We start from the raw sequence: 25,883 nt of genomic DNA, 5'->3' as shown, positions 1-25,883 counted from the left end.
AGTTATCGAGAGGCCATCCGGCTCACCACCCTTACCCGCCCCTACCCCTGCCCTGCCGTTGGTCCGGCCGGTGAAATGAGGGCCGGTAATGGAGAAGAACAAGAAGGGCGAGAAGAAGAGCGAAGAAGAGCAAGGTGGCATTAAATCCATTCCGGTGCGCCACGGCCACCCGCACCGACCCCTGTTCCGTCCACCCGCCCCCCTGTTGCCGGGCCGATGCGACGGCCCCCGCCCGAGCTGGGCCGTCTCCCCGTGATCCCGGCCGCGAGGAGCCCGTTGGCCTTCGCCGTCGACGTGACGGCCACGGCACTCCGCGGAGCAGCGGAAAGCGGCCCCGCGGTGTTCGTAAAGCCGCCACGCCGAACCGGCCGCGACTTCATGCCGTGCAACTTTCGGCCATCGGCCTCCGGCGTTTCGCACCTTGCGCCGTCCATAGACTCGAACCGGACAACGCGAACATGTGTTTCATACAGTTCACACGGAACGGGGACCGCTGTGAGGCTGAAAGATCGCACCAAAGAACTGGACATACTCGATTCGGCCTGCGCCGAGGCACTTTCGGGACGAACCCGGACAGTGCTCCTGGAAGGAGCCGCGGGCTGCGGCAAGACCGCTATTCTCGCCGTCGCCGCCGAACGGGCCGCGGCCCAGGCCGTGGTGCTCCGCGCGGAGGGTACGGAGGCCGAGAGCGGCCGACCGCTGGGCGTACTCCGCCAACTGCTGGACAACACTCCGGCCGGGTACGGGCGGCCGGAGTTGCCCGATCCGGAGGACGGCCCGCCGCGGGCGGAGTCGATGCGTAAGTTCTGCACCTGGCTGCGCGACTTCGCGGCGGCCACACCGGCGGTGTGCTTCATCGACGATCTGCACCACGCCGACGAGCTCTCTCTGCAGTATCTGCGGTACTTCATCCGGCATGTGCGCACCGAGCGCATCCTCCTCGTGGCGACCGCCACGCCGCACCACGGGAGCGCCAACTCCTCACTCCAGTCCGAGTTGCTCCACAGCCCCTCCTTCCAGCGCGTCCGGCTGCGCCGGCTCAGCCGACTGGGGGTGGCCCAAGTCCTGGACGCCGAACCGGAGTTGCCCAGGCACTACCACCACCTCGTGGAGGACCTGCACAACGTGAGCGGCGGCAATCCACTGCTGGTGCGGGCGCTGCTCGAGGACTGGCGTGCCGTGTGGCCCGAGGTCTCCGAGCCCCGGCCGCTCCAGCCGGTGACCGGTGGGCTCTTCGCGCACGCCGTGGACACCTGTCTGCGCCGCAGTGGCCGGGCCGCCAGGGAGGTGGCCGCCGCCTTCAGCATCCTGGGCAGCCTCGGTACCCCCGAGCGGGCCGCCGAGTTGCACGGCACCACCGTCTCGGCCGCGGCGCGCGGCATGGCGGCGCTCACCGACGCCGGCATTCTCGACGGCTGCGGCTTCCGGCATCCCGCGGCCCGTACGGCGGTGCTCAACGAGCTCACCTCGGCGCAGCAGGCCGGTCTGCACCGCCGCGTCGCCCGGCTGCTGCACGACACCGGTCAGCACACCAAGGCCGTGACCGGGCACCTGCTCGCCTCCGCACAGGCGGACATCCCCTGGTCGGAAACCCCCTGGGCGGCGGACCTGTTGCGCAACCGCGCCGAGCAGCTGCTCGCCCGGGACGAGCCGAGGCAGGCGGCGGCCGCGCTGGAACTGGCACTTGAGGCGTGTGCCGACGCGCGGATCCGCGTCGACATCACCACCCGGCTGGCCACTGTCCTGTGGAGGTTCGATCCGAGAGGCGCGGAGGGACTCCTGACAGCCCCTCTCGACAACCGCAGGGCCGACACCCTGACGGGGCCTCAACTGGGCGCGGTCGCGCACGTGCTGGCCTACCAGGGGCGCGTCGCCGAGGCCGCCAGGATCAACGATCACATCGCCGGCACCGCGAACGCGACGGACGACACCGGTCTTCATCTCCCGGAGCTCTCCGGCAGCCGGGTGCTGACCTCGTACTGGGACGTGCCCGACGCGACGGACCGCAGCGCGGCCACGGCGGCGGAACGGGTGCTGGAGCAGGCGGTTCTCACCGACACGACCGTCCACGCGCTCAACCAGGCGATCCGCTCCCTCTCCCATTCCCCGCAGCCCGAGCGGGCCGCCCACTGGAGCCAGCGCCTCGCCGACGAGGCCGAGCGCCGCGGGGCACCGGGCTGGCAGGCGCTGTTCGCCACCCTCCACGCGGAGGTACTGCTGCGGCTCGGCGATCTTCGCGGGGCCGAGCTACGGGCTTCCGCAGCCCTCGACGTACTGCCGGAACCGACGGCGGGGTCCTTCGCCTCCGCGCCCATGGCGGTGCTCATCCGGACACACACCATGACGGGCGAGCACGCCGCCGCGGCGGACCGGCTCAACCGGCCTGCCGAGGACCAGCTGTTCGACAGCATCCACGGCCCCGGATATCTGCGCGCCCGCGGTCTGTACTACCTGGCCACCGACCAGTTGCATCTGGCGCTCAGCGACTTCACCGAGGCCGGCCGGCTGCTGAAGCGATGGGATCTGGACAGGCCCGTCGTACTGCCCTGGCGTACGGACGCGGCCGAGGCGCTACTGAGGGCGGGCGAGTCGCAGCAGGCTGAGCGGCTCATCCACCACCAGCTCGCGTCACCCGACGCCCGCCATCCGTGGGTGCGCGGAATCTCGCTGCGGATGCGTGCGAAGACGGCGCCGCAGGGGGAGCGTCCAGCGCTGCTCGGTCAGGCGATCGAGGAGCTGCGCCGGTCGGGAGACCGGATCGAGCTCGCCGGCGCACTGGCCGACCTCGGAAGGACTCTGCAGTCCCTGGGCGAGAACAGCCGGGGCAACACGGTCACCCGACGCGCGTGGAACCTCGCGCACGCCTGTGGCGCCAAACCCCTGTGCGAGGAGACGATTCCCGGCAGGGCGCCCAGGGACCTGACCCGCGAACGGACCCTGATCCCGGCGGACACCGCGATCGACTCGAAGCTCAGCAGCTCGGAGCAGCGGGTCGCCGCACTCGCGGCACACGGCTACACCAACCGTGAGATCTCACTGAGGCTCTACATCACGGTGAGTACGGTGGAACAGCACCTCACCAAGGTCTACCGCAAACTCAAGATCACCCGTCGGCAGGATCTCCCCATGGATCTCCCACTGGCCTCCGTGGAGGCCCCCTGAGATTTTCACCGGCCCGGACCCGGATGCCGACAGCCGGGTTCTCACGGCAGCTTTGCCGTAGCAGGCGTCAATGCCGACTCCGGGAATTCGCCTTGCCCAGACCGGGAATATTTAGCACTCGATGAATAATTGCTGCCGCAATACCCGGCCGGCCACGGGCGGTTCCCAGGGCGGGGTATCGGCGTAATGCCCTGGTCCGCGGACTCCGGATCTGTCGATTCAGCCCGGTAAGTCCCCCACGCAGAACGGTGGCCCCTCCCCGCACAGGGGAGGGGCCACCATGACTCAAGTCAGGATTCCATGAGCGGCCAGCCGTTGTCGTCCTCCGAACCGGGTAGCCGACCCATGACACGCGCGCTAGCTCCCACCGGGCCTGCGGCTGCGGGTCCGGTCGCCGAGCGACTCAGGACCCCACTCACGGACATGCCGTCCGAAATGGCGTATTTCAATGCGAAGAGCCCCATTAATTCCCCCATTAGGCTTCGACTTCGTTCCTGCAGACGAGACGCTCCCTACTTCCTCTTGGCGTCTCAAACCTCTCGCGAGGTGACGAGCCCTACGATGCCCCCACTCCCGACTTCCTCCAAGTGAGCTCCGCTGGCGTAAAGTTGCATGGCAACAACTAGAGTCCGCACGGGGGGCAGAGTTGCATGGGGGGAATCAATGGTTCCACACCGGAGTTCGCCGAACTGGACCACTCAAGTGCCGTGGCATATCGACAAGCTGTCCAACGGGGTGAGTTCGTTCCAGAAGAAATAGCCGCTGAATTACAGGTGTCAACCGCGGAAGTCCGGCGAATCGAGGGCGTGTTGCGTCATCTTCGCCTGCTACAGCCCTTACCGGGTGACCCGGACCGGTTGGCCCCGGTGAGTCCGGACGCCGCCGCGGCGGAGCTGCTCGGCGCCCCGGAGGGGCAGATACGCGAGCTCCAGCAGGCCGTCAACGAGGTCCGCACCCGCATGCTGTCGCTGATGCCGACCTACTTCGAGGGCCGGCGCCAACGCAACCAGATGGAAGCCTTCGACCTGGTCACCGAGGTCGACACCATTCGCGCGCTGCTCGACGAGCATCTGCTCCACGCCCGCACCGAGATGCTGACCGTCCAGCCCGGCGGCGCCCGGCCGCCCCAACTCCTGGACGCCGTACGGGACTCCAACGTCGCCGCCCTCGACCGAGGCGTCCGGATGCGCACCCTCTACCAGCACACGGCGCGCAGCGATCTGGTCACCAGCGCCTACGTCAGCGAGGTCACCGCCAAGGGCGCGGAGATACGCACCACCGACGAACTGATCGACCGGCTGATCATCTACGACCGGGAGGTCGCCTTCCTGCCCGAGCAGAACCTGCCCGACCCCGGGCGCGGCGCGGTGATCATAAGGGAGCCCAACCTGGTCGCCTTCATGTGCTCGGTGTTCGATCACCTGTGGCAGAGCGCCACGCCCTTCCAGCCGGGCACCCGCGCTCCCGAGCCCCTGGCCGACGAGATCAAGGTGTCGATCATGCGGCTCATGGCGAACGGCTACAAGGACGAGATGGTGGCCCGCAGGCTCGGTATGTCGGTGCGCACCTGCCGCCGGCACATCGCCGAGATCACCGAGGAACTGAAGGCGACGAGCCGGTTCCAGGCAGGGGTCAACGCCACGCTTTCGGGGCTGGTCCAGCCCGACGCGGCGGACTAGGAAGGTTCGGGGCCGAGGGGCATCTCGCCGTCACCGGCGAGATGCCCAGCCGTCGCCGGCTGACACCGGCGGCCCTGACGCTTCCAGCCCCAGCCCTTGTCGCTGTCGGCCCACGGACAAACCTCGCGCACCGTCCCCGCACTCGCCGACCCGGCACACCCAGGCACACACCCAAGCAGGGCGCCCGCGCACCCCGCCCCCACACGCGTCGCGACCCCGACGATCGCCCTCCCCCGCCTCACGTCAGGTGGCGTGCGGGAACGAGGCCGCGAGGCCCGCGTCGTACACGGCGGCACTCACGCAGTACCCGTTGGGCAGCAGGAAGGTACGGAACGCCCACTCGGCACTGGCGCCGGGTGTGCCGTCCGGCCGGCGCACCTTCACGGGCCTGCCGTCGGGGCCGAACCCGAACTCCGTGAACCGGGGCCGTCTCTCCGCCCCGATCGCCTTGCCGTAGGCCTCCTTGAGCGTCTGCAGTCGCACCAGGGCCGGACTGCGGTCCAGCTCCGGCAGGTTGGCGAGCGAGACCAGCTCGTACGGCGTGCACATGTGCCCGTCCAGGCCCGAGCCGGACAACTGGCGGTCGGCGAGGTCCGCGTCCACACCGATCAGCCCCCGGGTCGTGAGACCCACCAGAAGCAGGCCCCCGGTGTGACAGAGGCTGATGTCGACCCGGTCGCAGCCGCGCAGATAAGGGCGCCCGGCAGGCCCGTAACTGAGCTCCAGGACCCCGGGATCGCCGCCCAGCATCTCCCCTGCCGCGTGCCTCAGCAGAGCACAGAAGGCTGCGTAGCGGACCCGGGTGTCGGGATGGGTGACGTCGAGGTAGCGGGACCAGTCCCGGCCCAGCAGTCGGCGCAGCCCAGGTCCGTCCTCCTCCTCCGGTCGCCAGTCGGCCAGCCGTGTGTGCAGGAGGGCGGTCCCGCACTCCCGCAGATCACGACTCACCCGTTCCCAGCCATCGCCCCCGTGCCTGACCTCGATGGGCTCATGGAGCGGCGGGCCCACGGTCGATTCGCCGGGAAGCGTCATGGTGCTTCCTCAGGGCCCCCGCCGCCGGTCCCGCCTGCCTGGACGCCGATCCCGTCAGGGCTGCCGGGTCCATGGCCCGCCTTTCCATGACTCGACATCCTTCCGAAGTCGCCACGCACCACACGTGTCGAATGCGAGTGGCTAGCCAATGCCGCTCTCCCGCCTTGTGCCGGAGCGCCCACTCCGAATGAGGGGCACCACCTGAGCTACGAAGTCCGCACGTGCGTCAAACTCTTTGCGGCCTCTGTCGATAAGCCGCGGAAAAGGGAGAGTGGCCTTCCGCGGCCGTCACCCGAGGAGAGTGGCCTCTCCCCTCGTGCCGATTGGCGGCCCATTACCGGCCGCCGTCCACCTGAGCTTCGCGATGCCGTCGGCGCCGGGTCCGTCCCGGCGGTCCTACGGGCGTAGACCCACGCCTCGCCTGCACCTCGACCGACCGTGACCTCGGCTTCGAGTCCGGCAGACCGAACACGGTCGAGCTGTCGGCACCGGGTGAGCGGCCTGGGTGGGCAGGCCGATCCGATGCCGATTGAATTGTGTGGTCCACACACCGGTGCCCACTTACGCCCCCGTTCCCTCCCCCAATAGCCCTTCAGTAAGGAATCAACCCCCGGAACATCTATTTCCTGGTCAGCTAATCATGGGCCGACTCGCCCGAGGACGAGGCGCAACACCGTACTTAATGCCGTGCAAGTTGTGGCCACCAGCACGGATGCCTCGATACCCAGAACTCGTAGGCCTCACCCGCTTCTCGATCCACGAGATTCAGCCAAAGCACTACAACAGCGCTCGCCACCGGAGCCTCGCTCGCGAATTGCTCAAGTTCCACGCCGGACGGCTAACTCAGGGGTACGACAATGCCGTTGCCGTGCCTGCCCGCCTCGGCCTCGTCCAGCAGCAGCTTGGCCAGGGTGGTCCGGGAGGTGCGGGGCGGCGGCAACGGACGCCTCAGCTCGGTCGGCGGCACGACGTGGCCGGCAGGACTTGCCAGTACCTCGACACGCGAGCTTTTTTGAAGTCGGCCGGCCCTGGCTGTGAAGCTCAACCAGACAGCGTCAGCGCCTCCCAGTGGACCGTCCGTTCACACCAGCGGTTGAGGAGTACCTGGTCGTGGCCCACGGCGAGCAGGCCGGCGCCGGTCGCGGTGCGGTATTCCTCGACGGCCGTGACGAGCGCGGCGCTGGTGGAGGCGTCGAGCATGGCGGTCATCTCGTCGCAGATCAGCCAGCGGGGGCGTAGGACGAGGGCGCGGGCCAGGCAGGCGCGTTGGAGCTGGCCGTCGCTGACCTCGTGAGGGCGTCGGGTCAGCAGGTCGGAGGTCAGGCCCACGGTGCGGGCGAGTGCGGCGACCCGGTCGCGCGCTTCGTCCCGGCGGCCGTTCGCGCGGAGTGGTTCCGCGATGAGGTCGGTGAGTGGCAGTCGGGGGTCGGCGGAGAGTCTGGGCTGCTGGAAGACGACGCCGATGGCGGTGCGTTGGGTGCGTGGGGCGCGGTGGCGCCAGTGGCGTACTGGCTCGCCGTCCAGGGTCAGGGTCCCGGAGTCGGGACGGTGGAGGAGGGCTGCGACGCGGGCGAGGGTGGATTTGCCGCAGCCGCTGGGGCCGAAGAGTCCGACAGCCTCGCCGGGCTCGACGGTGAGGGAGGCGTCCCGGACCACGCGGGTGTGTCGGTCGTATCCGGCGGTGATGGCGCGCAGTTCAAGCACGGATGTCCTCCGGCACATACGGGTGGTGGCAGGCGACCGTGTCCGTCAGTTGTGGCACTGCGGCACAGGCTGTGGTGGCCAGGTGGCAGCGGGCGGTGAAGGCGCAGCCGTCGGGGAGATCGCCGAGTTCGGGGGGCATGCCGGGGATGGGGGTGAAGGCGCGGTCGGGCAGGGCTTGCAGGAGGCCGCGGCTGTAGGGGTGGCGTGGGCCGGGGGCACCGAAGAAGGTTGTCGCGTCGGTGAGTTCGACGATGCGACCCGCGTACATGACCGCCACGCGGTCGGCGATGCGCTCAGCTGCCGCCAGGTCGTGGGTGATCACCAGGAGGGCCCGGTCGGCGGTGTCCACGTGGCGGCGTAGTTCGTCGACCGTGTGGTCCACGAGGTCACGGTCGAGTCCGGTGGTCGGTTCGTCGGCGAGGAGCAGGGGCGCGTCGCCGACAAGGGCGAGGGCGGTGGCGGCGCGTTGGGCCAGGCCGCCGGAGAGTTCGTGCGGGTGGCGGTCGAGGTGGTCCGCGGGGAACGCCGCCCGTTCGGCTGCCGCCTCAGCGGCGATACGGACGGCCGCGCGCCCTCGTACTCCGGTCAACGCCGCGACCGTCTCCTCCAGTTGGGAGCGGATGGTGCGGACGGCGGTCAGGTGTGCGGCCGGGCTCTGCGGGATGAGGCCGATACGGCGGCCACGGACCGTGCGGGCCAGGGTGCGCTCGTCTGCCGCGAGCAGGTCGAGGTCTCCGAGGCGGGCCTCGCCGGTGGTCTGGGCGTTGGTGGGGAGCAGGCCGAGGAGGGCGGAGACGAGGACGGACTTGCCGCAGCCGCTCTCGCCGATCAGGGCCAGGCACTCCCCCTCCGCCACGTCGAAGTGCGCGTCGGTGACGGCGGCGATGCGGCGCCCGCCGGGCATGAGGAAACGCACCGACAGTCCGCGTACGGACAGGACAGCGGCTTTCACAGCATCAGCTCCGATCGGCGGCGGGGGTTGATCCGCTCCCGCCAGGCCCCGGCGAGGCCCGCGATGGCGAGGGTCGGGACGATGAGGAGCAGGCCGGGGAAGAGAGTGGGCCACCACTGCCCGGCGAGCAGCGAACCGCGGGCGTTCTGGATGAGGTTGCCGAGGCTGGCCATGTGGGCGGGCAGGCCGAGCCCGAGGAAGGAGAGGGCGGACTCGTGCCACATGGCGTGCGGCACCATCAGAACGGCGGCCAGCGCGGCCTGCGGCAGTACGGCGGGCAGCAGATGCCGCACCGTCACCCGCCACCTCGACGCGCCTCCGGAGACGGCTGCGTCGATGTACGGACGGGAGCGCAGGGACAGCACCTCGGCGCGGACGATCCGGGCGGTCGACAGCCAGTGGGTGAGCCCGACCGAGATCACCACCGGCCAGACGCCGGGGCGGAACATGGCGACGATGAAGATGCCCAGCAGCAGATGCGGAATGGAGGAGAAGGTGTCGACCAGCCGCATGATGCCCCGGTCGGCCCAGCCGCCGAGTGCTCCGGCCGTGGCGCCGACGGCCGTACCGATCAACGTCGCCGTCAGCGCCGCCACGACCCCGACGAAGAGGGAGACGCGCAGCCCGTAGACGCAGCGCAAGAGCAGGTCGCGGCCGACGTCGTCGGTGCCGAAGGGGTGGGCCCAGGAGGGCGGTTGCAGTTTCGCGGCCAGGTCGACGGCCTGTTGGTCGAGTTGGACCAGCGGCGGGACGAGCAGGACCGCGAGGACGGTCACGGCGACCAGGGTGACGGAGGTGCGCACCCGGACGGTGCGGGTGGAGCGGCGACGGGTCCCGTACGACCGCCACTTCGGATCGGCATCGACTGCGGCCTCAGCCATGGGAGTCACATTTCACTGAGCTTCACCCTCGGGTCGAAGAGTCCGTAGAGCAGGTCCGCGAGCAGGTTGCCGGCCAGGACGGCGACGGTGGCCAGCGCGGTGAGGGCGGCCAGGAGCGGGAAGTCGACGGCGGTGGCCGCCTCCACCGTGGCCGCCGCGATACCGGGCCAGCTGAAGACGCTCTCCACCAGCAGGGCGCCGGTGATGAGTTCGGGCACGCGGGAGCCGATCAGGGTGAGGACCGGGAGCAGGCCGGAGCGTAGGGCGTGGCCGAGCAGGACGGTGTGTTCGCTCAGGCCACGGGCGCGGGCACCGCGTACCGGGTCCTCGGCCAGGGCGTCGGCGACGCCCTGGCGGACGTACAGGGTGAACCAGGGGAGTTGGGAGACGGCGAGGACTCCGGCGGGCAGTACGAGGTGGCTTGCCACCTGGCCGGGGGTGACCTGTTCGCTGACGGTGTCGGTCAGGCCGCCCGCCGGGAGGAGGTCCAGGCGGAGGGCGAACAGCCAGATGACGAGCAAGGCGGTCCAGAACACCGGGGCAGCCGAGAGAATGTAGGCGAGCGAGGTGACCGCACGGTCGAGCCACCCGCCTTGTCGGCGGGCAGCGAGCACACCGAGCGCCGTGCCCATCAGCACAGCCGCCACGAATGCGACGGCGCACAACAGCGCGGACCAGACGAGGCGTTCACCGATCACTTCGGCCACCGGCTGGCGCATCACGCTGGATTGGCCGAGGTCACCGGTGAGAGCCGAAGTCAGCCAGTGCCACCAGCGCTCGGTGAAGGGCTGGTCCACGCCGAGGTTGGCGCGCAGTCGGTCCAGGGTGGCCTGGTCGGCGCCGAGAGCGGCTGTGCCGGCGTACGCGCGTACCGGGTCGAAGGGGGAGGCGGCGGCGATCGCGAACATGCCGAAGGTGACGACGAGCAGGACCGGGGCGGCGAACAGGGTCCGCCGCCCGGCCAGCCGGGCCATGGGCCCCCAGGGCAGTGGGCTCACCGCTTGGGCTGCCAGTCCTCGAGGTTCCACCACGGTCCGCTGGCGAATCCGTGCTCGTGCGGCTCCAGTTGGGTGGTCAGGCCGGTCCATCGGTCGGCGAGGACGTAGAGGTGGTCGATGTGGGTGAGGAAGGTGTAGCCGGGGTCCTTCACCAGCTCCCGCTGCAGCGTGTCGTACGCCGCCCTCCGTGTCGCCTCGTCCTGGCTGCGGCGGCCGGTGTCGAGCGCGTTGTCGACGGCCGGGTTGTCGTAGCGGCCCATGTTGTTGAAGCCGTCGCCCGCGAGGGAGGAGTACAGCAGCGTGTAGAGGCCGAAGTCGGGGTCTCCGGTACTGCCGCCCCCGGCCAGGACAGCGTCGTCCTTCATCCTCGGCTCGATGACCTCCCAGGTGGCGCTCTCCACCTTCACGTCGATGCCGGCCTTCTTGACGTCTGAGGCGTAGGCGAGGGCGTGGTCCTGGCGGACCTTGTCGCCAGAGGGGTAGAGGAGGGTGAAGGCGGCTCGCCGGCCGCTCTTGGCACGGACGCCGTCGGCGCCGGCCTTCCAGCCCGCCCGGTCCAGGATCTGCTTGGCCTTGTCCAGGTCCTGGGGGCGTTCGATGCCCTTCGTGAACCACGGGTCGCCGACCGGCAGTGGCCCGTATGCCGGGCGGCCCGCGCCGTCGAGGATCTTCTCCGCCATGGCCTCGCGGTCCACGGCGGCGTCCAGGGCCAGGCGGATCGCCCGGTCGCCGGCGACCTTGTTCTGGGTGGGGAGGGTGACGGTGCGGAAGTCGTAGGACTTGGCGCCGTAGGTCTTCCTGTCGCTGTCGTTCTTGAAGGTGGCGGCGAGGTTGGGCGGGAGTATCGCGCCGTCCAGGTCGCCGGAGCGGAGCCGGGTGGCTCGTACGTCGTCGTCCTCGATGACGGCCATGGTGACGGTCTTCACTTTCGGCGCGCCGCCCCAGTAGTGGGGGTTGGCCTTGAAGGTGAGCTTCTCGCCCTTGCTCCAGGCGGAGAGGACGTACGGGCCTGTGCCGATCGGCTTGGTGTTGAAGGAGCCGGTGTTGGGGTCCTGGTCGCCCGCCACGTGCTCGGGGACGACGGGCAGGATCGTACGGTCGGCGAAGGGCGCGTAGGGGTACTTGAGGGTGAAGACGACCTTGTCGTCGCCGTCCGCCCGCACGTCCTTGATGGCGTCGAGTTCGCTGCGGGAGGTGTTGTTGGTCTTCTCGTCGAGGACGGTCTCGTAGGTGAAGACCACGTCGGCGGCGGTGAGTGGCTCGCCGTCGCTGAACTCGACCCCGTCGCGCAGGGTGTAGGTGTAGGTCAGGCCGTCGGCGCCGACCTCGGGCAGCGCCTTCGCCAGGGCGGGTACGAGCTTCAGATCGGCGTTCCGGGCGAGGAGACCGTCGAAGAGCTTGGAGTTGCCGTCCTTGCCGTAGCCGAGCAGGGGGCTGAGCGAGTCCGGCTCCGAGGCCACCCCGATCACCACCGAGTCGGCGGACGTGCCACCGCCGGAACCGCCGCCGGGCGCCGAGCATGCGGCGACCCCGCTGACCATCGCCGCGGCAACGGCGGCGCCTCGTATCCAACGGGTCGTCATGAGCCACTCCCTGTTGCGGTAAAAATGTTCTTGCATATTAGTTGCAATCACGGATTACCCATGACAGTCGCACATCAGTCCACGCCCCGCCTCCCTCCCTCTCCTTGGCGGCGGCGTAACGCTGCGCCATGTCCTGCCAGTTGAGAAGGTCGACTTCATCGACGCCATGTGGACTGTCGTCGGACCTCGGCCTCGCACAAGTGCCACGCGGGAGGGGCCCGGGAGCCCCCGCCAGCCGTCGGCGCCGATCCCGACGACGGTGACGGCAGGGGCTTGGACCTGGTCGCGCGGGATTCACTGCTCGGCACCTCGGGGTTCGAGGGCTCTGGAGGACAACAGGGGCGCGCCCCCCTGGGCGGTGACCAGCATTTCCCTGATCGGGTACACAACTCGGCCTTCTTATTGCACACTATTTGCAATAACTACATCAACGCATGAAGGGGCTGACGAGTGAGCTCACCGATCGTGCTCGGGATCGAGTCGGCCTGCGACGAGACGGGCGCGGGTCTGGTCCGGGACGGACAACTGCTGGGACCAGGACCACGCCACCAACACTGACCCCGGTGCCTTCATCACGTGGGTGGCCAAGGTGACAGCTACTCGTGGTTGCGTCGCCCAAGCTGTCGAGGGCGACGGCGAGATTGGCGCGCGGTCCTCCAGGACCTGGACGAGTTCGTGGTGTCCCTCGACCGGATCCGGTCCCGCCAGGCATTCGTAACCGCGGACGAGTACACCGACGGCAGATTCATCGTCGATCGGGATGTCGCTCGGCGGTCCTCCCGCCCGACGCGTCATCGATGTCGCGCTGGATGCGCAACTGAACGAGGAAGAGAACCTCGAGATCGACGCCCTGTGTGAACAGGGCCGCGTTTACACAGAGAGTGTCGGCTACCCCTCCCCCGACCAGTCCAGCTGAGGCAGCAAGCACATCGGACCGGACCAACCGCGACAGGGATCAGTTCGGCCCGAGACCTGGTACCGGACCAGCAAGATGACGCGGCTCCAAGCGGACCAGGATCCCTTTGGACGTCGGGGTGTTGCTCTGATCGGCCACGCTGTCCAGCGGTACGAGGACGTTGGCCTCCGGGTAGTACGCCGCGGCGCAGCCCGGAGGCGTGGAGTATGAAACCAGCCGAAAGTCCTCCGCCCGGCGCTCGGTACCGTCCCGCCAGACACTCACCACGTCGACCCGCGCGCCGTCGTCCAGGCCGAGGGCACGCAGGTCGGCCGGGTTGACCATGACAACGCGACGCGAGCCGTGAATGCCGCGGTAGCGATCGTTCGTCGTGTAGGGCACCGTGTTCCACTGGTCGTGCGAGCGCAGCGTCTGGAGCAGCAGGTGCCCCGCCGGGGCGCTCAGCATCTCGAAGTCGTTGCAGGTGAACAGCGCCTTGCCGCTGGGCGTGGGAAAGACGCCGTCGTTGACCGGGTTCGGCAGGCCGAAGCCACCCGGCCTGGCCGCCCGGGCGTTGAAGTTGTGAAAGCCCGGAACGATCCGGGCGATGCGCTCCCGGATGTGCCCGTAGTCCGCCTCGAAATCCTTCCACGGAACGGGCACTCGGTCCCCGAGTGTGCGGAGGGCGAGTCTGCTCAGAATCGCCACTTCGCTGAGCAGGTGCTTCGAAGCCGGTTCCCGACGCCCTGCCGAGGCGTGCACCTGGCTCATGGAGTCCTCGACGGTGATGAACTGCTCGCCGCCGCTCTGGCGATCGCGCTCACTGCGGCCCAGCGTGGGAAGGATCAGCGCGGTGTCGCCACACACCGCGTGGGAACGATTGAGCTTGGTGGAAATGTGGGCCGTGAGACGGCACCGGCGCATCGCGTCCGCGGTGAAGTCGCTGTCGGGAGTGGCTCGCACGAAATTGCCCGCGAGCCCCAGAAATACCTTGATCCGGCCCTCGGCCATGGCACGGATCGAGTTCACCGTGTCCAGGCCGTGTGCGGCGGGAGGGGTGAAGGAGAACTCGCGTCCCAGCGCGTCGAGGAAGTCCTGCGGCATCTGTTCCCAGATGCCCATGGTCCGGTCGCCCTGGACGTTGCTGTGTCCGCGCACCGGGCAGACGCCCGTGCCGGGCCTGCCGATGTTGCCCCGCAGGAGGAGGAAGTTCACCACCTCGCGGATGGTGGGTACCGCGTGTTTCTGCTGGGTGAGGCCCATCGCCCAACAGACCACGATCCGTTCGCTGGCCAGGACCCGGTCGCGCAGTTCCTCGATCTGTGACCGCCGCAGTCCCGTGGCGGCCAGGACATCGGGCCAGGAGACGGTGCGGCGCAGGTGGTCGGCGAACTCGTCGAAGCCGTTGGTGTGGGCGTCGACGAACGAGCGGTTCAGTACGGTTCCTGGCGCGGCTTCCTCGGCTTCGAGCAGCAGGAGGTTCAGGGCCTGGAAGAGAGCGAGGTCGCCGCCCAGGCGGATCTGGAGGAACTGGTCGGCGATGTTGGTGCCTCGGCCGATCACCCCGCTCGCCTTCTGCGGATTCTTGAAGCGCATCAGACCCGCCTCGGGCAGGGGGTTGACGGCGACGATCTTGCCGCCCCTGCGCTTGGTCTCCTCCAGCGCCGAGAGCATGCGGGGGTGGTTGCTGCCAGGGTTCTGGCCCAGAGTGAGGATGAGGTCGGCGTGATGGATGTCCGCCAGACTGACATCGCCCTTGCCGATGCCCAGTGTCTCGTGGAGAGCGAGGCCGCTGGACTCGTGGCACATGTTGGAGCAGTCCGGCAGGTTGTTGGTGCCCAGGGCGCGGGCGAAGAGCTGAAGGACGAACGCGGGCTCATTGCCTGCCCGGCCCGAGGTGTAGAAGACCGCCTCGTCGGGAGTGTCGAGGCTCCGCAGCTCCTCGGCCAGCAGCCCGAGGGCCTCGTGCCAGTTGATCGGCTCGTAGTGGTCGGACCCCGGCCGCTTCACCATCGGGTGGGTCAGTCGGCCCTGTTGATTCAGCCACCGGTCCGAGGCCCGCGCCAGGTCGGTGACGGAGTGGCGCGCGAAGAACTCGGGAGTGATGCGCCGAGTGGTGGCTTCGTCGTTGGTGTGCTTCGCACCGTTCTCGCAGTACTCATTAAGATGCCGGTTGCCCGGGTCAGGGTCCGGCCAGGCGCAGCCCGGGCAGTCGAACCCCTTGGCCTGGTTCAGGTCGAGCAGGTTCAGGGCCGTACGCCGCGGCGACGTCTCGGCCAGGGAGTACTGGACCGCGTGGGCGACCGCTGGTACACCGGCCGCCCAGGTCTTCGGCGGCGTGATTTTCGCCTGTTCGCCACCGGGGTCTCCGGTCGATGAGTCTCGCACGTGTCAGCCTTTCGCTCAGTACCGCCGTTTCGTGCGAGCAGTGCGCCCGGACGGGTGAACGACGGCCGGTATCACCTGCTGGCGGTCCCCTGCCCGACGGCTTCGTTGCCGTTGGCGGTTCTCACGAGCAGGGCAGGGCGGCGTTCACCCGGTGGGCCAGTGCGGCACTTGCCGGGGCTCCGGCTTGGCCTGCGGCTGCACATGGCCGTCGCTGATGGTTCCGCGCCACTCGCCGGTCGCCGCGCCTTGGCCCTCGACGTACTCCTTGAAGCCCCGCAGACTGCCGTGGACCTGCCGACGGACCGCGCCAAGCGCGTCACCGGCCCGCTCGACCAGGCCATGCGGAGTGAATTCGACGCGGTACGTCACCCGGCAAGCGGTGTCGCCCAAGGGCTCGAACTGCACGGACCCCGTGTGGTAGGGCTCCTCCAGGCTGTGCCAGCTCACTTGCTCGTCGGGGCGCTGTTCGACGACCTTCGCGTCGAACTCCCGGGTCACTCCACCGAAGCGGGTCACCCAGTGCGACAGGGTGGCCTGGGGTTTGTCGACCCGCTCCACGCCGTCCATGAACTGGGGGAAACTCTCGAACTGGGTCCACTGGTTGTAGGCCGCCTTGACCGGCACGTTCACGTCGACCGAGCCTTCGATCACGCTCATCGGCGCTGCTCCTCTCCGCACCAGCCGGGTGGACGCAGGCCGCGTACCCTCTCCCACGCTAGCCAACCCCTTGACGGTTCGCCGCGCACTTCTCACGCGGGTACAGGTCATCGTGGCCTCCGCTCGAGTGTCTGTTCCGGCGTGGCTTGCCCTTCGACGCGCCGGCCTGGCCAGGCGATGCGGTTCGGTCCACGTCCGTGGTGCGGCAGATGTGGCTGAAGGTGTGTGACGGGCCCGAGGGGGCACCCGGGGGAAGCCACACGTCACGGGGCGGCTTGGACGAGCCGGTCCTCAGGTGGTGGTCCGCCGGTAACAGGCGGAGTCTGGATTGTTGACGCTGCCCCCGTGGGGCTCAGTGGGTGACTGTCCTGATCAGCATGGAGGCCCTGTGACCACCGTCGATGCCCCCCGCCGACGACCGGGTTTTGGCAGAGTTCTGCGGCTCCCGGGGGTCTACGCACCGCAGGCCGACAGCTACTTCCTGGCCGAGGCCATACGCCGCGAGAACGTGGCCGGGCTGGACGTTCTCGATCTCTGCTCGGGCAGCGGGGTGCTGGCCGCCCATGCCGCCCGGCTGGGGGCGCGTGCGACCGCCGTCGACATCTCCCGCCGTGCGGTCTTCACGGTCCGTCTCAACGCCCTGCTCGCCCGGCAGCGGGTCGCCGTCCACCGCGGCGACCTCCTCGGTGCCCTGCCAGGGCGCACCTTCGACCTGATAGTCAGCAACCCGCCCTACGTCCCGACCCCGCCCGCGGTGCTGCCGAGCCGTGGATCCGCCCGCGCGTGGGACGCCGGTCCCGACGGCCGCGTCCTCCTGGACCGGATCTGCGAAGCCTCGCCCCTGGCCCTGCGTCGGGGCGGGACGCTGCTGCTGGTGCACTCCGCGGTCAGCGGACCCGAAGCGAGCGTACGGATTCTGAGGGAGGCCGGGCTGCGGGCCGAGGTCAGCAACCGTACGTATGTTCCGCTCGGCCCCGTCATGCGGGAGCGGCTCCCCTGGTTGCGCCAGTGCGGGATGCTCGGGCCCGGCGAGGACAAGGAAGAACTGGTGATCATCCGTGCAGAGAAGCGCTGACCGACTGACCGCCCACGCCGGCTCACGGTCGCCCGCCGCCGACCAACTGACGTCTGCCCCAGTCAGGCGTAGCGAACTCGGCCCGCCGCCTCACCCGGGCGCTGCACAAGGCAGGCGCCGGGCCGTCCGCACTGCGACTCTACGAAGAGCACGTAGTAGCGGACGCCGTCCATGAGCAGGTCGCGCGACGGGACGTGATCGGCGGTCTCCTGGAGGACGAGCCCGCGCGCACCCGACATCGTTCGGTATCCGGTCAACCGGCTTTCTGGAAGGTCGGCTCGGTGAGCGCCTTCTCGCCGCCTGGCGCGACGGGCGTACGGCCCTGCGTGAACCGATCGGCAACGCCGTTCCCAGAACATCCCCACCCCTCAACTGCACGTCCCGCACCCCACGGTTGGAGAGCGCATGCCGGACAGGAAGCCTGCCAAGAAGCTGTCGAAGAAAACCGCCTCGTCTGCGGCGACCGCGGGCAAACGCTCGGGTAAGAAGACGGCCAAGAAGACCGCGTCGGCGGCGGACAAGCCGACAGCCGCTGAGCAGACGGCCAAGAAGCCGGCCGCGAAGAAGTCTGCAGCGGCGGCGAAGTCTGAGCAGGGGCGCAAGAAGGCTCCCCTGAAGGCCGTGGCCAAGAAGGCCGTCGACGCCCTGACCCCAGGCACAGGCCCCGCCGACGGTGTCCCGGGCAAGCCCGGCGCCGAGACCCCACCGGTCGCCGAGCCCACCACCCCGCGCCCCCCGTTGCCGCCCAAGCCCGACCAGACCGGCCCGGCCACCGTAAGCCCGACCGGTCAGGCCACCGCCGGGGACCTTTCGCACATGGCACAGGGCGAGTCCTACCTGACCACCGCACAGGGCGCCCGGCTGTACGACACGGACCACTCCCTCAAGGCCGGCCCGCGTGGCCCGGTCCTCCTCCAGGACCATCACCTGCGGGAGAAGATCACCCACTTCGACCACGAACGCATCCCCGAGCGCGTCGTCCACGCCCGCGGCGCCGCCGCCCACGGCGTCTTCAAGGGCTACGGGACCGCCTCCGCGGTCACCAAGGCGGCCTTCCTGGGCGAGGGCGTCGAGACTCCCGTGTTCGTCCGCTTCTCCACCGTTCTCGGCTCCCGTGGATCCTCCGACACGGTCCGCGACACCCGCGGTTTCGCCACCAAGTTCTACACCGCAGAGGGCACCTTCGACCTGGTCGGCAACAACATCCCGGTCTTCTTCATCCAGGACGCGATCAAGTTCCCCGACGTGATCCACGCCGGCAAGCCGCATCCGGACCGGGAGATCCCGCAGGCGCAGAGCGCCCACGACACGTTCTGGGACTTCGTCACCCTCCACACCGAAGCCACCCACCACACGCTGTGGAACATGTCGGACCGTGGCATCCCGCGGTCGTACCGCATGATGGAGGGCTTCGGCGTCCACACCTTCCGTCTGGTCAACACCGACGATGCGACCTCGATGGTGAAGTTCCACTGGAAGCCGAAACTGGGTGTGCACTCCCTTGTCTGGGAGGAAGCGCAGATCACCAACGGCGTGGACCCGGACTTCCACCGCCGCGACCTGGCCGACGCGATCGAGGCCGGCGCCTACCCCCAGTGGGAACTGGGGGTCCAGGTCTTCCCCGACACCGCCGACCAGACGTTTGAGGGCATCGATCTGCTCGACCCGACGAAGATCGTGCCCGAGGAGCTGGCCCCGGTGCAACCGATCGGGTTGCTCACGCTCAACGCCAACCCCAGCAACTACTTCGCCGAGACCGAACAGGTCGCCTTCCACGTCGGCCACCTTGTGCCCGGTATCGACGTCACCGACGACCCGCTGCTCGCCGGTCGCCTGTTCTCCTACCTCGACACCCAGATCACTCGGCTCGGCGGCCCCAACTTCGGCCAGCTGCCGATCAACCGCCCGCACTCCCCCGTCAACGACATGCTGCGCGACGGCATGCACCAGACGGCCGTGCACCGCGGGACCGCCCCGTACAAGCCCAATTCCCTCGACGGCGGCTGCCCGTTCCTGGCCGGGGAAGACATGGGGGCCTACGTCGAGCGGCCGGTGACGGTCCCGGAGGGCCGCAAGGTCCGCGAGGCTCCCGCCTCCTTCGACGACCACTTCAGCCAGCCTCGGCTGTTCTGGCTGAGCATGAGCGACATCGAGCGCGAACACATCATCGCCGCCTACACGTTCGAACTGGGCAAATGCTACGAGCAGGCGATCAAGGAACGGGCGCTCCAGGTGCTCGCGAACATCGACCCCTCGCTGAGCGAGCAGGTCGCGGCCGGCCTCGGCCTGCCCGTACCGGCCCCCACGGTGAAACTGGCGAACCCGACACCCAGCCCCGCCCTCTCCCAGCTGGGCCACACGTGGCCACTGGACGGCCGGATCATCGGCATCATCGCCGACGCCGGCTCTGACGCCGACGAGGTGCGGGGTGTGCGTCAGGCCATCCTCGAGGCCGGAATGGTGCCGCTCGTCATCGCCCCGTCCGGCGGCAAGCTGGACGCCTCCGGCGACCCGCTCACCGTGCAGCGCACCTACGCCACGGCCCGCTCGGTCGAGTACGACGCCCTGCTCCTGACGGGCCCGCTCGGCTCGGGCGCGGACGCGTTCGCGGCCAGGGACGCGAAGGCGGGCAAGGGCCGCAAACCCGCCGCCCGGAAGAAGACCGCCGCCACCGATCCGCGGGTCCGGCTGCTGGTGTCGGAAGCCTTCCGCCACGGCAAGGCGATCGGCGGCTGGGCCGGTGCGGAGACAGTCCTGGCCGCGGCGGGCATCGCGGCGGATGCGCCGGGTGTCGTCAGCGGCGACACCGGTGCCCGCGTCCTGGGTGAGTTGACCACTCTGATGGGCGCGCACCGAGTCTGGGAGCGGTTCCCGACGGAGGTCTGACCACCCTTTCGCACGCGGGGAGGGGCCGGGCTCCCACTGCCGCCGCCCGGCCCCTCCGCGATGAGCGAGACCCCCGTGGAGAGACCTTCAGGTCGGCCGCCCCGGCCCGCGCCAGCCAGACGAACGTGCACTGCGGCCACCATTCGCCATCGTCCAGATCGGCTACGTGGCACGGCCTCAGGCATCCGAGGGACGAGCCGCCTGCCGAGCACCTGGGCGGGTATACGGGACCGTGTGAAAACTCCCCCCGACCAGTCAGAGACGGCCCAGCCCTCGACGTCGCTCAAGAAGGCGCTGACCACGCCGCTGCTCTACTTCTTCATCCTCGGAGACGTCCTGGGGGCCGGCGTGTACGTCCTGGTCGGGCAGGTGGCGGCCGACGCCGGCGGTGCGGTGTGGGCCCCGCTCGTAGCAGCCCTGTGTCTGGCACTGCTGACTGCCGCCTCCTACGCCGAGCTGGTCACCAAGTATCCACGTGCGGGCGGTTCGTCCCACTACGCGACCCTGGCGTTCGGACCGTTCACCGGGTTCCTGACCGGATTCTGCATGCTGGCCGCCGGCATCGTCTCGGTGGCCGCCCTGGCCCGGGGGTTCGGCGGGGACTATCTGGCCGAGTTCGTCACCCTTCCCATCGTGCTCGTACTGATCGTGTTTCTGGTCGCGCTGGCGCTGCTGAACGCGCGCGGCATCAGCGAGTCGACGCGGGCCAACGTGGTCGCCACAGTCATCGAGGTCGGCGGGCTGCTGCTCGTGATCGTGCTGGGCTGTTGGATCGTGCTGCGCGGCGACGGGAACCTGGGGAGGCTGACGGATCTGGGCACTGCGAACGAGGGCCCTGCGGCGGCTCTGTTCAGTGGGGCAGTGCTCGCCTACTACTCCTTCGTCGGTTTCGAGACGTCCGTCAACGTGGCCGAGGAGACCCGGGACCCTCGCCGCTCGTACCCCCGAGCGCTCTTCGGCGCTCTGATCACCGCGGGTGCGGTGTACGCCCTGGTCGGCGCCGCCGCGGCGGCAGCCGTACCGACCGGAAAGCTGGCCGCATCGAGCGGGCCGTTGCTCGAAGTCGTCCGGGTGGCCGGCGGTGTCCCCCCAGAACTGTTCAGCGCGATCGCCCTGGTGGCCGTCGCGAACGGCGCCCTGCTCACCGGCATCATGTCCTCACGCCTGGCCTACGGCATGGCACAGGACGGCCTCCTGCCCTCCTTTCTGACGAAGGTGCTGCCCGGCCGACGCACGCCCTGGGCGGCGATCGCCGCGACGACGGCGCTCTCTCTCCTCCTCGCGATGACCGGCGATGTGGACACCCTCGCCTCCACTCTGGTCCTGCTCCTCCTCGTCGTGTTCTTCCTCGTCAACACCTCGCTCCTCGTCCTGCGCCGCGACACCGTCTCGCGCGACCATTTCCGGGCGCCGACCGCCGTCCCGGTTCTGGGAGCCGCCTCCTGCGTGCTGCTCGCGACGCAGATCGAACGGGACGTCTGGGTCCGGGGGCTCATCGTCCTGGCTGCCGGCGCCGCACTGGGCGCTGTCGCGGCAGTGCGCCTGCGTCGCACTGGCTGAACGATGGCTCGGAGGGCGTCCGAGAAGCTGTCGCGGGCGCCCACGCACAAGTACCCGTAGCGCAGAGGCGAGAACACCGATGACGGCGATGGAAGTCCGAGGGGGCGGCCCGAATCACCACGCCGAAGGCCGCGCCGTGAACGCGGCTTTGCCGCTCGGTGCCCGGTCAGTCGCCGTCCACATCGTGCACGGAAACCTGGAGGGCCGCGCCGGCTTCCCACTGCTCCAGCTGACGGTCAACGGGCCTCGGTCCAGCAGGGAATGGGCTCATAGGCCCAGCGTCATTTTCCCGGCACTCAGGTTCCCGGTCCTGTCGCTTCCCAGCCCTCACTCATCCTGCGTAGCAGCGAAAGACCGGCCGTCGACGGCAAGAGTCCTGTGGGACCCTCCTGGGACTTCCGGCTGCGTCAATGGACACGGCGGTGAAACAATCGACACCACCCAGTGGATCTGGACCGTGCGGCGGCAGACCACACCCGCGCCCGGCGGGCTGACCGACAAGGGCACCAAGGGCAGGCGGGCCCGCTAGGTCCCCATCGTCGAGGAGATCCGCCCCCTCGTCGCTCAGCGCATCCTGGCCGCCGGCCCCAATCCTGACGCCCGCCTGTTCACCGGCCCGCGCGGCGGACGCATCTCCACCGCCGTCCTGCGCGACGCCACGCACTGGGACGACGTGGTCACCAAACTCGGCTACGAGCACCTGCGCCGTCACGACCTACGGCACACCGGACTGACCTGGTTCGCCGACGCCGGAGTCCAGGTTCACGTCCTCCGCAAGATCGCCGGTCACGGCTCCCTGACCACACCCAGCGCTACCTGCACCCCGACGTACACAAGATCACGGCCGCCGGAGCGGCCCTGTCAGCGCACCTCAGCGTGCTGCGCGCACCACGCTCGCTGCCGAGCCCGATCGCCGTGACCCGCTCAACCCGGTCAAGGGCGCCGGTCCCCAACTGGTCCCCAAGAATGACCAAGGGCCGGTTTCGGATACCTCCGAAACCGGCCCTCACTTGCGACTGTCTCCAGTCGGGACGACAGGATTTGAACCTGCGACCCCTTGACCCCCAGTCAAGTGCGCTACCAAGCTGCGCCACGTCCCGATGCGCTTCACCCGGGGTGACCCCCGTGTTCACGCAGGTGAACCCTACCGCACGTGAGTGGTCGGACTTGCACGGGCGGTCACCGCCCCGGGGACGGCCGTACGCAGGGACGGCCGCACCGCGGGACGGGGGGCCGCGGGAACGGCCGACCCCCCGGCGGTGTTCGTCAGGCGTTGGAGTCGAACGGGATGCCGGCGGGCTCCGCCTGCTCCAGGTGGTAGTTGAAGTTGCCGTCCTTGATACCGAGGGTGGCGCTGCCGAAGTTGGCGGCGGTCAGCTTGTCGCGCACGCCCGCCGGGTAGCCGCCCCAGCCGACCAGCCGGGGGAACTGCCAGACGTGCTGGTGGTTCTCGGGCGGCTCGTCGTTGGAGTTCGCCGGGCGGAAGCAGTGGGTGCTGATCCCGTCCTTGTGGTAAACGACCTTCGGGTGCGTGCCGTCCCAGCGGATCTGGCTGCTGCTGTACGTGTTGAAGTCACCGTGGGCGGAGGTGGATACGTACTTGGCGGTGTTGTCCTGGACCCACACCACCACGTGCTCCCAGTCGTGACGGTGGCCGCCGAGACCGCTGCCGGCCACGGCCTGGTCCTTCTCGAAGTAGAGGGCGTACATGATCGCGCACCAGCCGTTGTTGCACTTCTCCCGCGAGTACCCGTTGGTGTTGGTCAGGTCCGACGCGTCGCGGCACGAGCCGTTGAGCGCGCCGGACGGGTTCAGACCGGCGTTGAGGGTCCCGTCCGAACCGATGGCGGGAGTCGGGTAGCAGCCGTCCGTGTCGTAGTCGAAGGCGGGCTGGAACGTCTGCTCAAGGCCGTTCGCGTTGGCCGGCAGGGCCGTCGGCGGGGCGGCGAGGGCGATGCCCGGAAAGGCGACGACGAGCGCGACGGCGCTGCCGAAGATGAGGGAGACCTTGCCGATGCGCGAGTTTCTCTTCACTGCGTCCTCCTGGTCGACCGCGGTGTGGGGGCGGTTCGGGGCGGCCGTATTGACATGCCCGGGACAGCTTTCCGGTTCAAGGTCGAAAACTCCAGAGGCAGGAGGTGTCAGAGCGATGAAGGGTCGACCAATCCGTGTCGACCAATCCGCTCCGAGCGGCGGTGACTTGAGCTCGTCGGCCGTTTGCGGGAGGGCCCGGACCGCCACCCGGCAGGAGGGCGCGCAAGGGCTGCCCGTGAAAACGCCGGCAGCCCTGAGGGAGTGCGGATGACGCCCGAAGGCCGCACGCCCAACGGCGTCGCTCCGCCAGCGGGCATCGCCCCCGTGGCCGGTGCCCCCGTAGCCAGGGCTCCCCTAGTCGGCGCTCCCTCGGCCGGCGTCGCTCCGCGGTTCCCGGCCCTCGTACGCCGCCGTCAACAGGCCGAGTACGCCGCTCACGGTGACCTCGCGCGGATTGGGGTACGCCGTGGCCGTGGCCTGCGTGGCGGCGAGCGCCAAGTCGGCTTGCCTCAGGCCGAGTTCGGCGAGGGAACGGGGAGCGCCGAGTCCGCCGGCCAGGTCGCGGAGGGCACGGGGGACGTCCTCGGTGCCCAGGGCGCGGGACAGGGCGGCCATCGCCTCGGGGACGGCGGAGGCGTTGTACGCGAGGGCGTACGGGAGGATCACCGTGTGCGTCTCGGCGTGCGGCAGGCCGAAGGTGCCGCCGAGCACATGGCACAGCTTGTGGTGCAGGCCCATCGTCGTGGCGCCCAGGCAGGATCCGCAGAGCCAGGCCCCGTAGAGGGCACGGCCACGCGCGTCGAGGTCGCCGGGAGCGGCGGCCACCCGCGGGAGAGCCCCGGCCATCGCCCGTACGCCCTCCTCGGCCATGAGGGAGACGAGCGGCGAGGCGTCCGGCGCGTACAGGGCCTCGGCCGCGTGCGCCAGCGCGTTGACGCCGCTGGTGACGGAGAGCGGCACGGGGAGTCCGAGGGTGAGTTCGGGGTCGTAGACGACGCTTCGGGGCTGGACGACGGGGTCGCGGCCGGTGCGCTTGGCGCCGTCCTCGGTGAGGCCCCAGACGGGGGTCATCTCGGAACCGGAGTAGGTGGAGGGCACGGCGACCAGCGGCAGTCCGGTGCGCAGCGCGATCGCCTTGCCGAGGCCGATCGCGGAACCGCCGCCGACCGCGACGCAGCCGTCGGCGCCGACGGTCCGCGCCACCTCGACGGCCCGGTCGGCGACCTCGACCGGCACGTGCATACGGGCCTCGGCGTGCAGCCCCGCGCAGGAGTCGCCGAGCGCGTCGGCGACCGCCCGCGCCACCTCCGAACCCCTGCTCCCGCAGACCACCAGGACCCTGTGCAGCCCGAGTCCGGCGACCTCGTCCGGTGTCGCGGACAGCGCGGCGCCGGGCCGGAAGACGACCCGCCCGGGACTGCTCTCGTAGGAGAAGTCGAGCGAGGTGGTCATACGGGCTCCAGCACGAGGTCGAAGCGTGCGTACCGGAAGGGGTTCGGAACGCCGAACTCCCTTGCCAGAGAGGGGTCGTCGGTCTTGGCGAAGTCCTGGACCAGGCTCTCCTTGACGGCGAACACCGCGTCGGAGTCGAGGTATCGGCTGCCCGCGACGAAGATGTGCGTGGTGACGGGGGCGTGGCCGTCGGCCGAGGCGATGAAGTGGATGTGGGCGGGCCGGTAGGGATGGCGGTCGGTGGCTTTCAGGAGCTCGCCGACCGGGCCGTCCGTCGGGATCGGGTACGGGCTCGGTACGCAGCTGCGGAACCAGAAGTGGCCGTCCGCGTCCGCCGTGAAGAGACCGCGTCCGTTCCCCGCGGGCTGGACGTCCGGCCGCTGGACGTCGTAGAAGCCCTCGGGGTCGGCCTGCCAGACGTCCAGGACCGCGCCGGGCAGCGGGGTGCCGTCCGGTGCCAGCACCCGGCCGCTGACCACGCAGGGCTCGCCCGCGCCCATCAGGTCGATGTTCGCGCCGAGCGCGCGGACCGGTGACTCGGTCATGTGGAAGGGGCCCAGGACGGTCGACTCGGTCGCACCCGGCTCGCGGTGGCCGTTGATGGTCTCCACGAGCATCGAGACGCCGAGCACGTCCGACAGGAGGATGAACTCCTGCCGGGTGTCCGTACACATCTGCCCGGTCGCGGTCAGGAAGCCGATGGCCCGCTCCCACTCCTCCATCGTGGGCTCCGTCTCGCGGACGAAGTCGTGGAGGTGGCGGGTGAGCGCGGTCAGCAGTTCGCGCAGCCGGGGGTCGGCGGTCCGCTCAAGACTGTCGACGACCTCCCCGGTGAGATCGGTCGTGTGTTCGGTCGTCATCGCACTCCCTGGTCCCGTCAGGAAGTCCGACGGTACTGCCGGCCAGGCCCTCCGAACCCTCAGGCATGTCCGGGGATCCGCCGCG

General features: G+C 69.6%; 19 protein-coding genes, 1 tRNA gene and 2 pseudogenes. 9 read left to right on the top strand and 13 right to left on the bottom strand.

The window, feature by feature from the left end; translation table 11 throughout:
• Positions 1–88 precede the first annotated feature (88 nt).
• The 3 genes from ACIP79_RS11820 (at position 89) to ACIP79_RS11810 (ending at position 4,841) form a co-directional block, all read left to right on the top strand.
• Positions 89–256 (top strand): hypothetical protein, encoded by a 168-nt coding sequence (locus tag ACIP79_RS11820; protein WP_401222753.1) that lies wholly within the window; start codon positions 89–91, stop codon positions 254–256.
• Positions 217–3,162 (top strand): AAA family ATPase, encoded by a 2,946-nt coding sequence (locus ACIP79_RS11815; protein WP_401222241.1) that lies wholly within the window; start codon positions 217–219, stop codon positions 3,160–3,162. The genes ACIP79_RS11820 and ACIP79_RS11815 overlap by 40 nt, the downstream gene beginning before the upstream one ends.
• Before the next feature lie 866 nt (positions 3,163–4,028).
• A complete protein-coding gene (locus tag ACIP79_RS11810) occupies positions 4,029–4,841 on the top strand; it encodes a LuxR C-terminal-related transcriptional regulator (protein WP_383685178.1) in 813 nt (270 codons plus the stop codon).
• Between the two features lie 243 nt (positions 4,842–5,084).
• Here ACIP79_RS11810 and ACIP79_RS11805 read toward each other — a convergent pair whose 3' ends face one another.
• From ACIP79_RS11805 to ACIP79_RS11775, 7 genes are all read right to left on the bottom strand, one after another.
• A complete protein-coding gene (locus ACIP79_RS11805) occupies positions 5,085–5,873 on the bottom strand; it encodes a 4'-phosphopantetheinyl transferase family protein (protein WP_401222239.1) in 789 nt (262 codons plus the stop codon).
• 838 nt (positions 5,874–6,711) lie between these two features.
• The gene (locus ACIP79_RS11800) at positions 6,712–6,918 is read right to left on the bottom strand and encodes a hypothetical protein (RefSeq protein WP_401222237.1); all 207 of its coding nucleotides are present in this window, start codon (positions 6,916–6,918) and stop codon (positions 6,712–6,714) included.
• A complete protein-coding gene (locus ACIP79_RS11795; RefSeq protein ID WP_401222235.1) occupies positions 6,915–7,577 on the bottom strand; it encodes an ABC transporter ATP-binding protein in 663 nt (220 codons plus the stop codon). Before ACIP79_RS11795 ends, ACIP79_RS11800 begins: the two co-directional genes overlap by 4 nt.
• Entirely contained in the window at positions 7,570–8,481 is a 912-nt protein-coding gene (locus tag ACIP79_RS11790; RefSeq protein WP_401222721.1) for an ABC transporter ATP-binding protein, read from the bottom strand. Before ACIP79_RS11790 ends, ACIP79_RS11795 begins: the two co-directional genes overlap by 8 nt.
• Positions 8,482–8,525: 44 nt before the next feature.
• Positions 8,526–9,410: an ABC transporter permease gene (locus ACIP79_RS11785; protein ID WP_401222233.1), complete on the bottom strand. Its 885-nt coding sequence runs from the start codon at positions 9,408–9,410 to the stop codon at positions 8,526–8,528.
• Between the two features lie 5 nt (positions 9,411–9,415).
• Positions 9,416–10,384 (bottom strand): ABC transporter permease, encoded by a 969-nt coding sequence (locus tag ACIP79_RS11780; RefSeq protein ID WP_401222720.1) that lies wholly within the window; start codon positions 10,382–10,384, stop codon positions 9,416–9,418.
• Between the two features lie 20 nt (positions 10,385–10,404).
• A complete protein-coding gene (locus ACIP79_RS11775; RefSeq protein WP_401222231.1) occupies positions 10,405–11,991 on the bottom strand; it encodes an ABC transporter substrate-binding protein in 1,587 nt (528 codons plus the stop codon).
• Between the two features lie 760 nt (positions 11,992–12,751).
• Between ACIP79_RS11775 and ACIP79_RS11770 the strand changes: the two genes are divergently transcribed.
• Complete coding sequence (locus tag ACIP79_RS11770; RefSeq protein ID WP_401222229.1) at positions 12,752–12,907, top strand: hypothetical protein; 156 nt, start codon at positions 12,752–12,754, stop codon at positions 12,905–12,907.
• 39 nt (positions 12,908–12,946) lie between these two features.
• On the opposite strand, the gene ACIP79_RS11765 is transcribed toward ACIP79_RS11770, so the two are convergent.
• The gene (locus ACIP79_RS11765; RefSeq protein WP_401222227.1) at positions 12,947–15,274 is read right to left on the bottom strand and encodes an FdhF/YdeP family oxidoreductase; all 2,328 of its coding nucleotides are present in this window, start codon (positions 15,272–15,274) and stop codon (positions 12,947–12,949) included.
• A 144-nt stretch (positions 15,275–15,418) separates the two neighbouring features.
• Complete coding sequence (locus ACIP79_RS11760; RefSeq protein ID WP_401222225.1) at positions 15,419–15,931, bottom strand: SRPBCC family protein; 513 nt, start codon at positions 15,929–15,931, stop codon at positions 15,419–15,421.
• 388 nt (positions 15,932–16,319) lie between these two features.
• On the opposite strand from ACIP79_RS11760, the gene ACIP79_RS11755 reads away from it, so the two are divergent.
• The 5 genes and pseudogenes from ACIP79_RS11755 to ACIP79_RS11735 form a co-directional block, all read left to right on the top strand.
• On the top strand, positions 16,320–17,006 hold the full coding sequence (locus ACIP79_RS11755) for a HemK2/MTQ2 family protein methyltransferase (RefSeq protein ID WP_401222223.1): 687 nt from the start codon (positions 16,320–16,322) through the stop codon (positions 17,004–17,006).
• An 80-nt stretch (positions 17,007–17,086) separates the two neighbouring features.
• Positions 17,087–17,343: pseudogene (locus tag ACIP79_RS11750) on the top strand (iron-containing redox enzyme family protein); the annotation flags it as partial.
• Positions 17,344–17,411: 68 nt separating this feature from the next.
• Positions 17,412–19,892: a catalase gene (locus tag ACIP79_RS11745; RefSeq protein WP_401222221.1), complete on the top strand. Its 2,481-nt coding sequence runs from the start codon at positions 17,412–17,414 to the stop codon at positions 19,890–19,892.
• Positions 19,893–20,198: 306 nt separating this feature from the next.
• Positions 20,199–21,452 (top strand): APC family permease, encoded by a 1,254-nt coding sequence (locus ACIP79_RS11740; RefSeq protein ID WP_401222719.1) that lies wholly within the window; start codon positions 20,199–20,201, stop codon positions 21,450–21,452.
• Between the two features lie 427 nt (positions 21,453–21,879).
• Positions 21,880–22,376 (top strand): annotated as a pseudogene (locus ACIP79_RS11735) (tyrosine-type recombinase/integrase); the annotation flags it as partial.
• Between the two features lie 102 nt (positions 22,377–22,478).
• On the opposite strand, the gene ACIP79_RS11730 reads toward ACIP79_RS11735, so the two are convergent.
• The 4 genes from ACIP79_RS11730 to ACIP79_RS11715 all read right to left on the bottom strand — a co-directional run bounded on the left by ACIP79_RS11730 (position 22,479) and on the right by ACIP79_RS11715 (position 25,798).
• Positions 22,479–22,552, bottom strand: a tRNA-Pro gene (locus ACIP79_RS11730).
• A 166-nt stretch (positions 22,553–22,718) separates the two neighbouring features.
• A complete protein-coding gene (locus ACIP79_RS11725; protein WP_383685184.1) occupies positions 22,719–23,486 on the bottom strand; it encodes an NPP1 family protein in 768 nt (255 codons plus the stop codon).
• 354 nt (positions 23,487–23,840) lie between these two features.
• The gene (locus ACIP79_RS11720) at positions 23,841–24,938 is read right to left on the bottom strand and encodes a maleylacetate reductase (protein ID WP_401222219.1); all 1,098 of its coding nucleotides are present in this window, start codon (positions 24,936–24,938) and stop codon (positions 23,841–23,843) included.
• On the bottom strand, positions 24,935–25,798 hold the full coding sequence (locus ACIP79_RS11715; protein ID WP_401222217.1) for an intradiol ring-cleavage dioxygenase: 864 nt from the start codon (positions 25,796–25,798) through the stop codon (positions 24,935–24,937). Before ACIP79_RS11715 ends, ACIP79_RS11720 begins: the two co-directional genes overlap by 4 nt.
• Between the last annotated feature and the right edge of the window lie 85 nt (positions 25,799–25,883).

This window comes from Streptomyces sp. NPDC088747 (genome assembly GCF_044751025.1).
Taxonomy (GTDB): domain Bacteria; phylum Actinomycetota; class Actinomycetes; order Streptomycetales; family Streptomycetaceae; genus Streptomyces.
This window is presented reverse-complemented; position numbering and strand designations above follow the sequence as displayed.

Excerpts from the sequence above, each read along its gene's own strand:
- ACIP79_RS11775 (WP_401222231.1), bottom strand. The coding sequence starts at position 11,991 with ATGACGACCCGTTGGATACGAGGCGCCGCCGTTGCCGCGGCGATGGTC.
- ACIP79_RS11720 (WP_401222219.1), bottom strand. The coding sequence starts at position 24,938 with ATGACCACCTCGCTCGACTTCTCCTACGAGAGCAGTCCCGGGCGGGTC.
- ACIP79_RS11805 (WP_401222239.1), bottom strand. The coding sequence starts at position 5,873 with ATGACGCTTCCCGGCGAATCGACCGTGGGCCCGCCGCTCCATGAGCCC.
- ACIP79_RS11770 (WP_401222229.1), top strand. The coding sequence starts at position 12,752 with ATGTCGCTCGGCGGTCCTCCCGCCCGACGCGTCATCGATGTCGCGCTG.
- ACIP79_RS11820 (WP_401222753.1), top strand. The coding sequence starts at position 89 with ATGGAGAAGAACAAGAAGGGCGAGAAGAAGAGCGAAGAAGAGCAAGGT.
- ACIP79_RS11715 (WP_401222217.1), bottom strand. The coding sequence starts at position 25,798 with ATGACGACCGAACACACGACCGATCTCACCGGGGAGGTCGTCGACAGT.
- ACIP79_RS11785 (WP_401222233.1), bottom strand. The coding sequence starts at position 9,410 with ATGGCTGAGGCCGCAGTCGATGCCGATCCGAAGTGGCGGTCGTACGGG.
- ACIP79_RS11790 (WP_401222721.1), bottom strand. The coding sequence starts at position 8,481 with ATGCCCGGCGGGCGCCGCATCGCCGCCGTCACCGACGCGCACTTCGAC.
- ACIP79_RS11780 (WP_401222720.1), bottom strand. The coding sequence starts at position 10,384 with ATGGCCCGGCTGGCCGGGCGGCGGACCCTGTTCGCCGCCCCGGTCCTG.
- ACIP79_RS11815 (WP_401222241.1), top strand. The coding sequence starts at position 217 with ATGCGACGGCCCCCGCCCGAGCTGGGCCGTCTCCCCGTGATCCCGGCC.
- ACIP79_RS11760 (WP_401222225.1), bottom strand. The coding sequence starts at position 15,931 with ATGAGCGTGATCGAAGGCTCGGTCGACGTGAACGTGCCGGTCAAGGCG.
- ACIP79_RS11745 (WP_401222221.1), top strand. The coding sequence starts at position 17,412 with ATGCCGGACAGGAAGCCTGCCAAGAAGCTGTCGAAGAAAACCGCCTCG.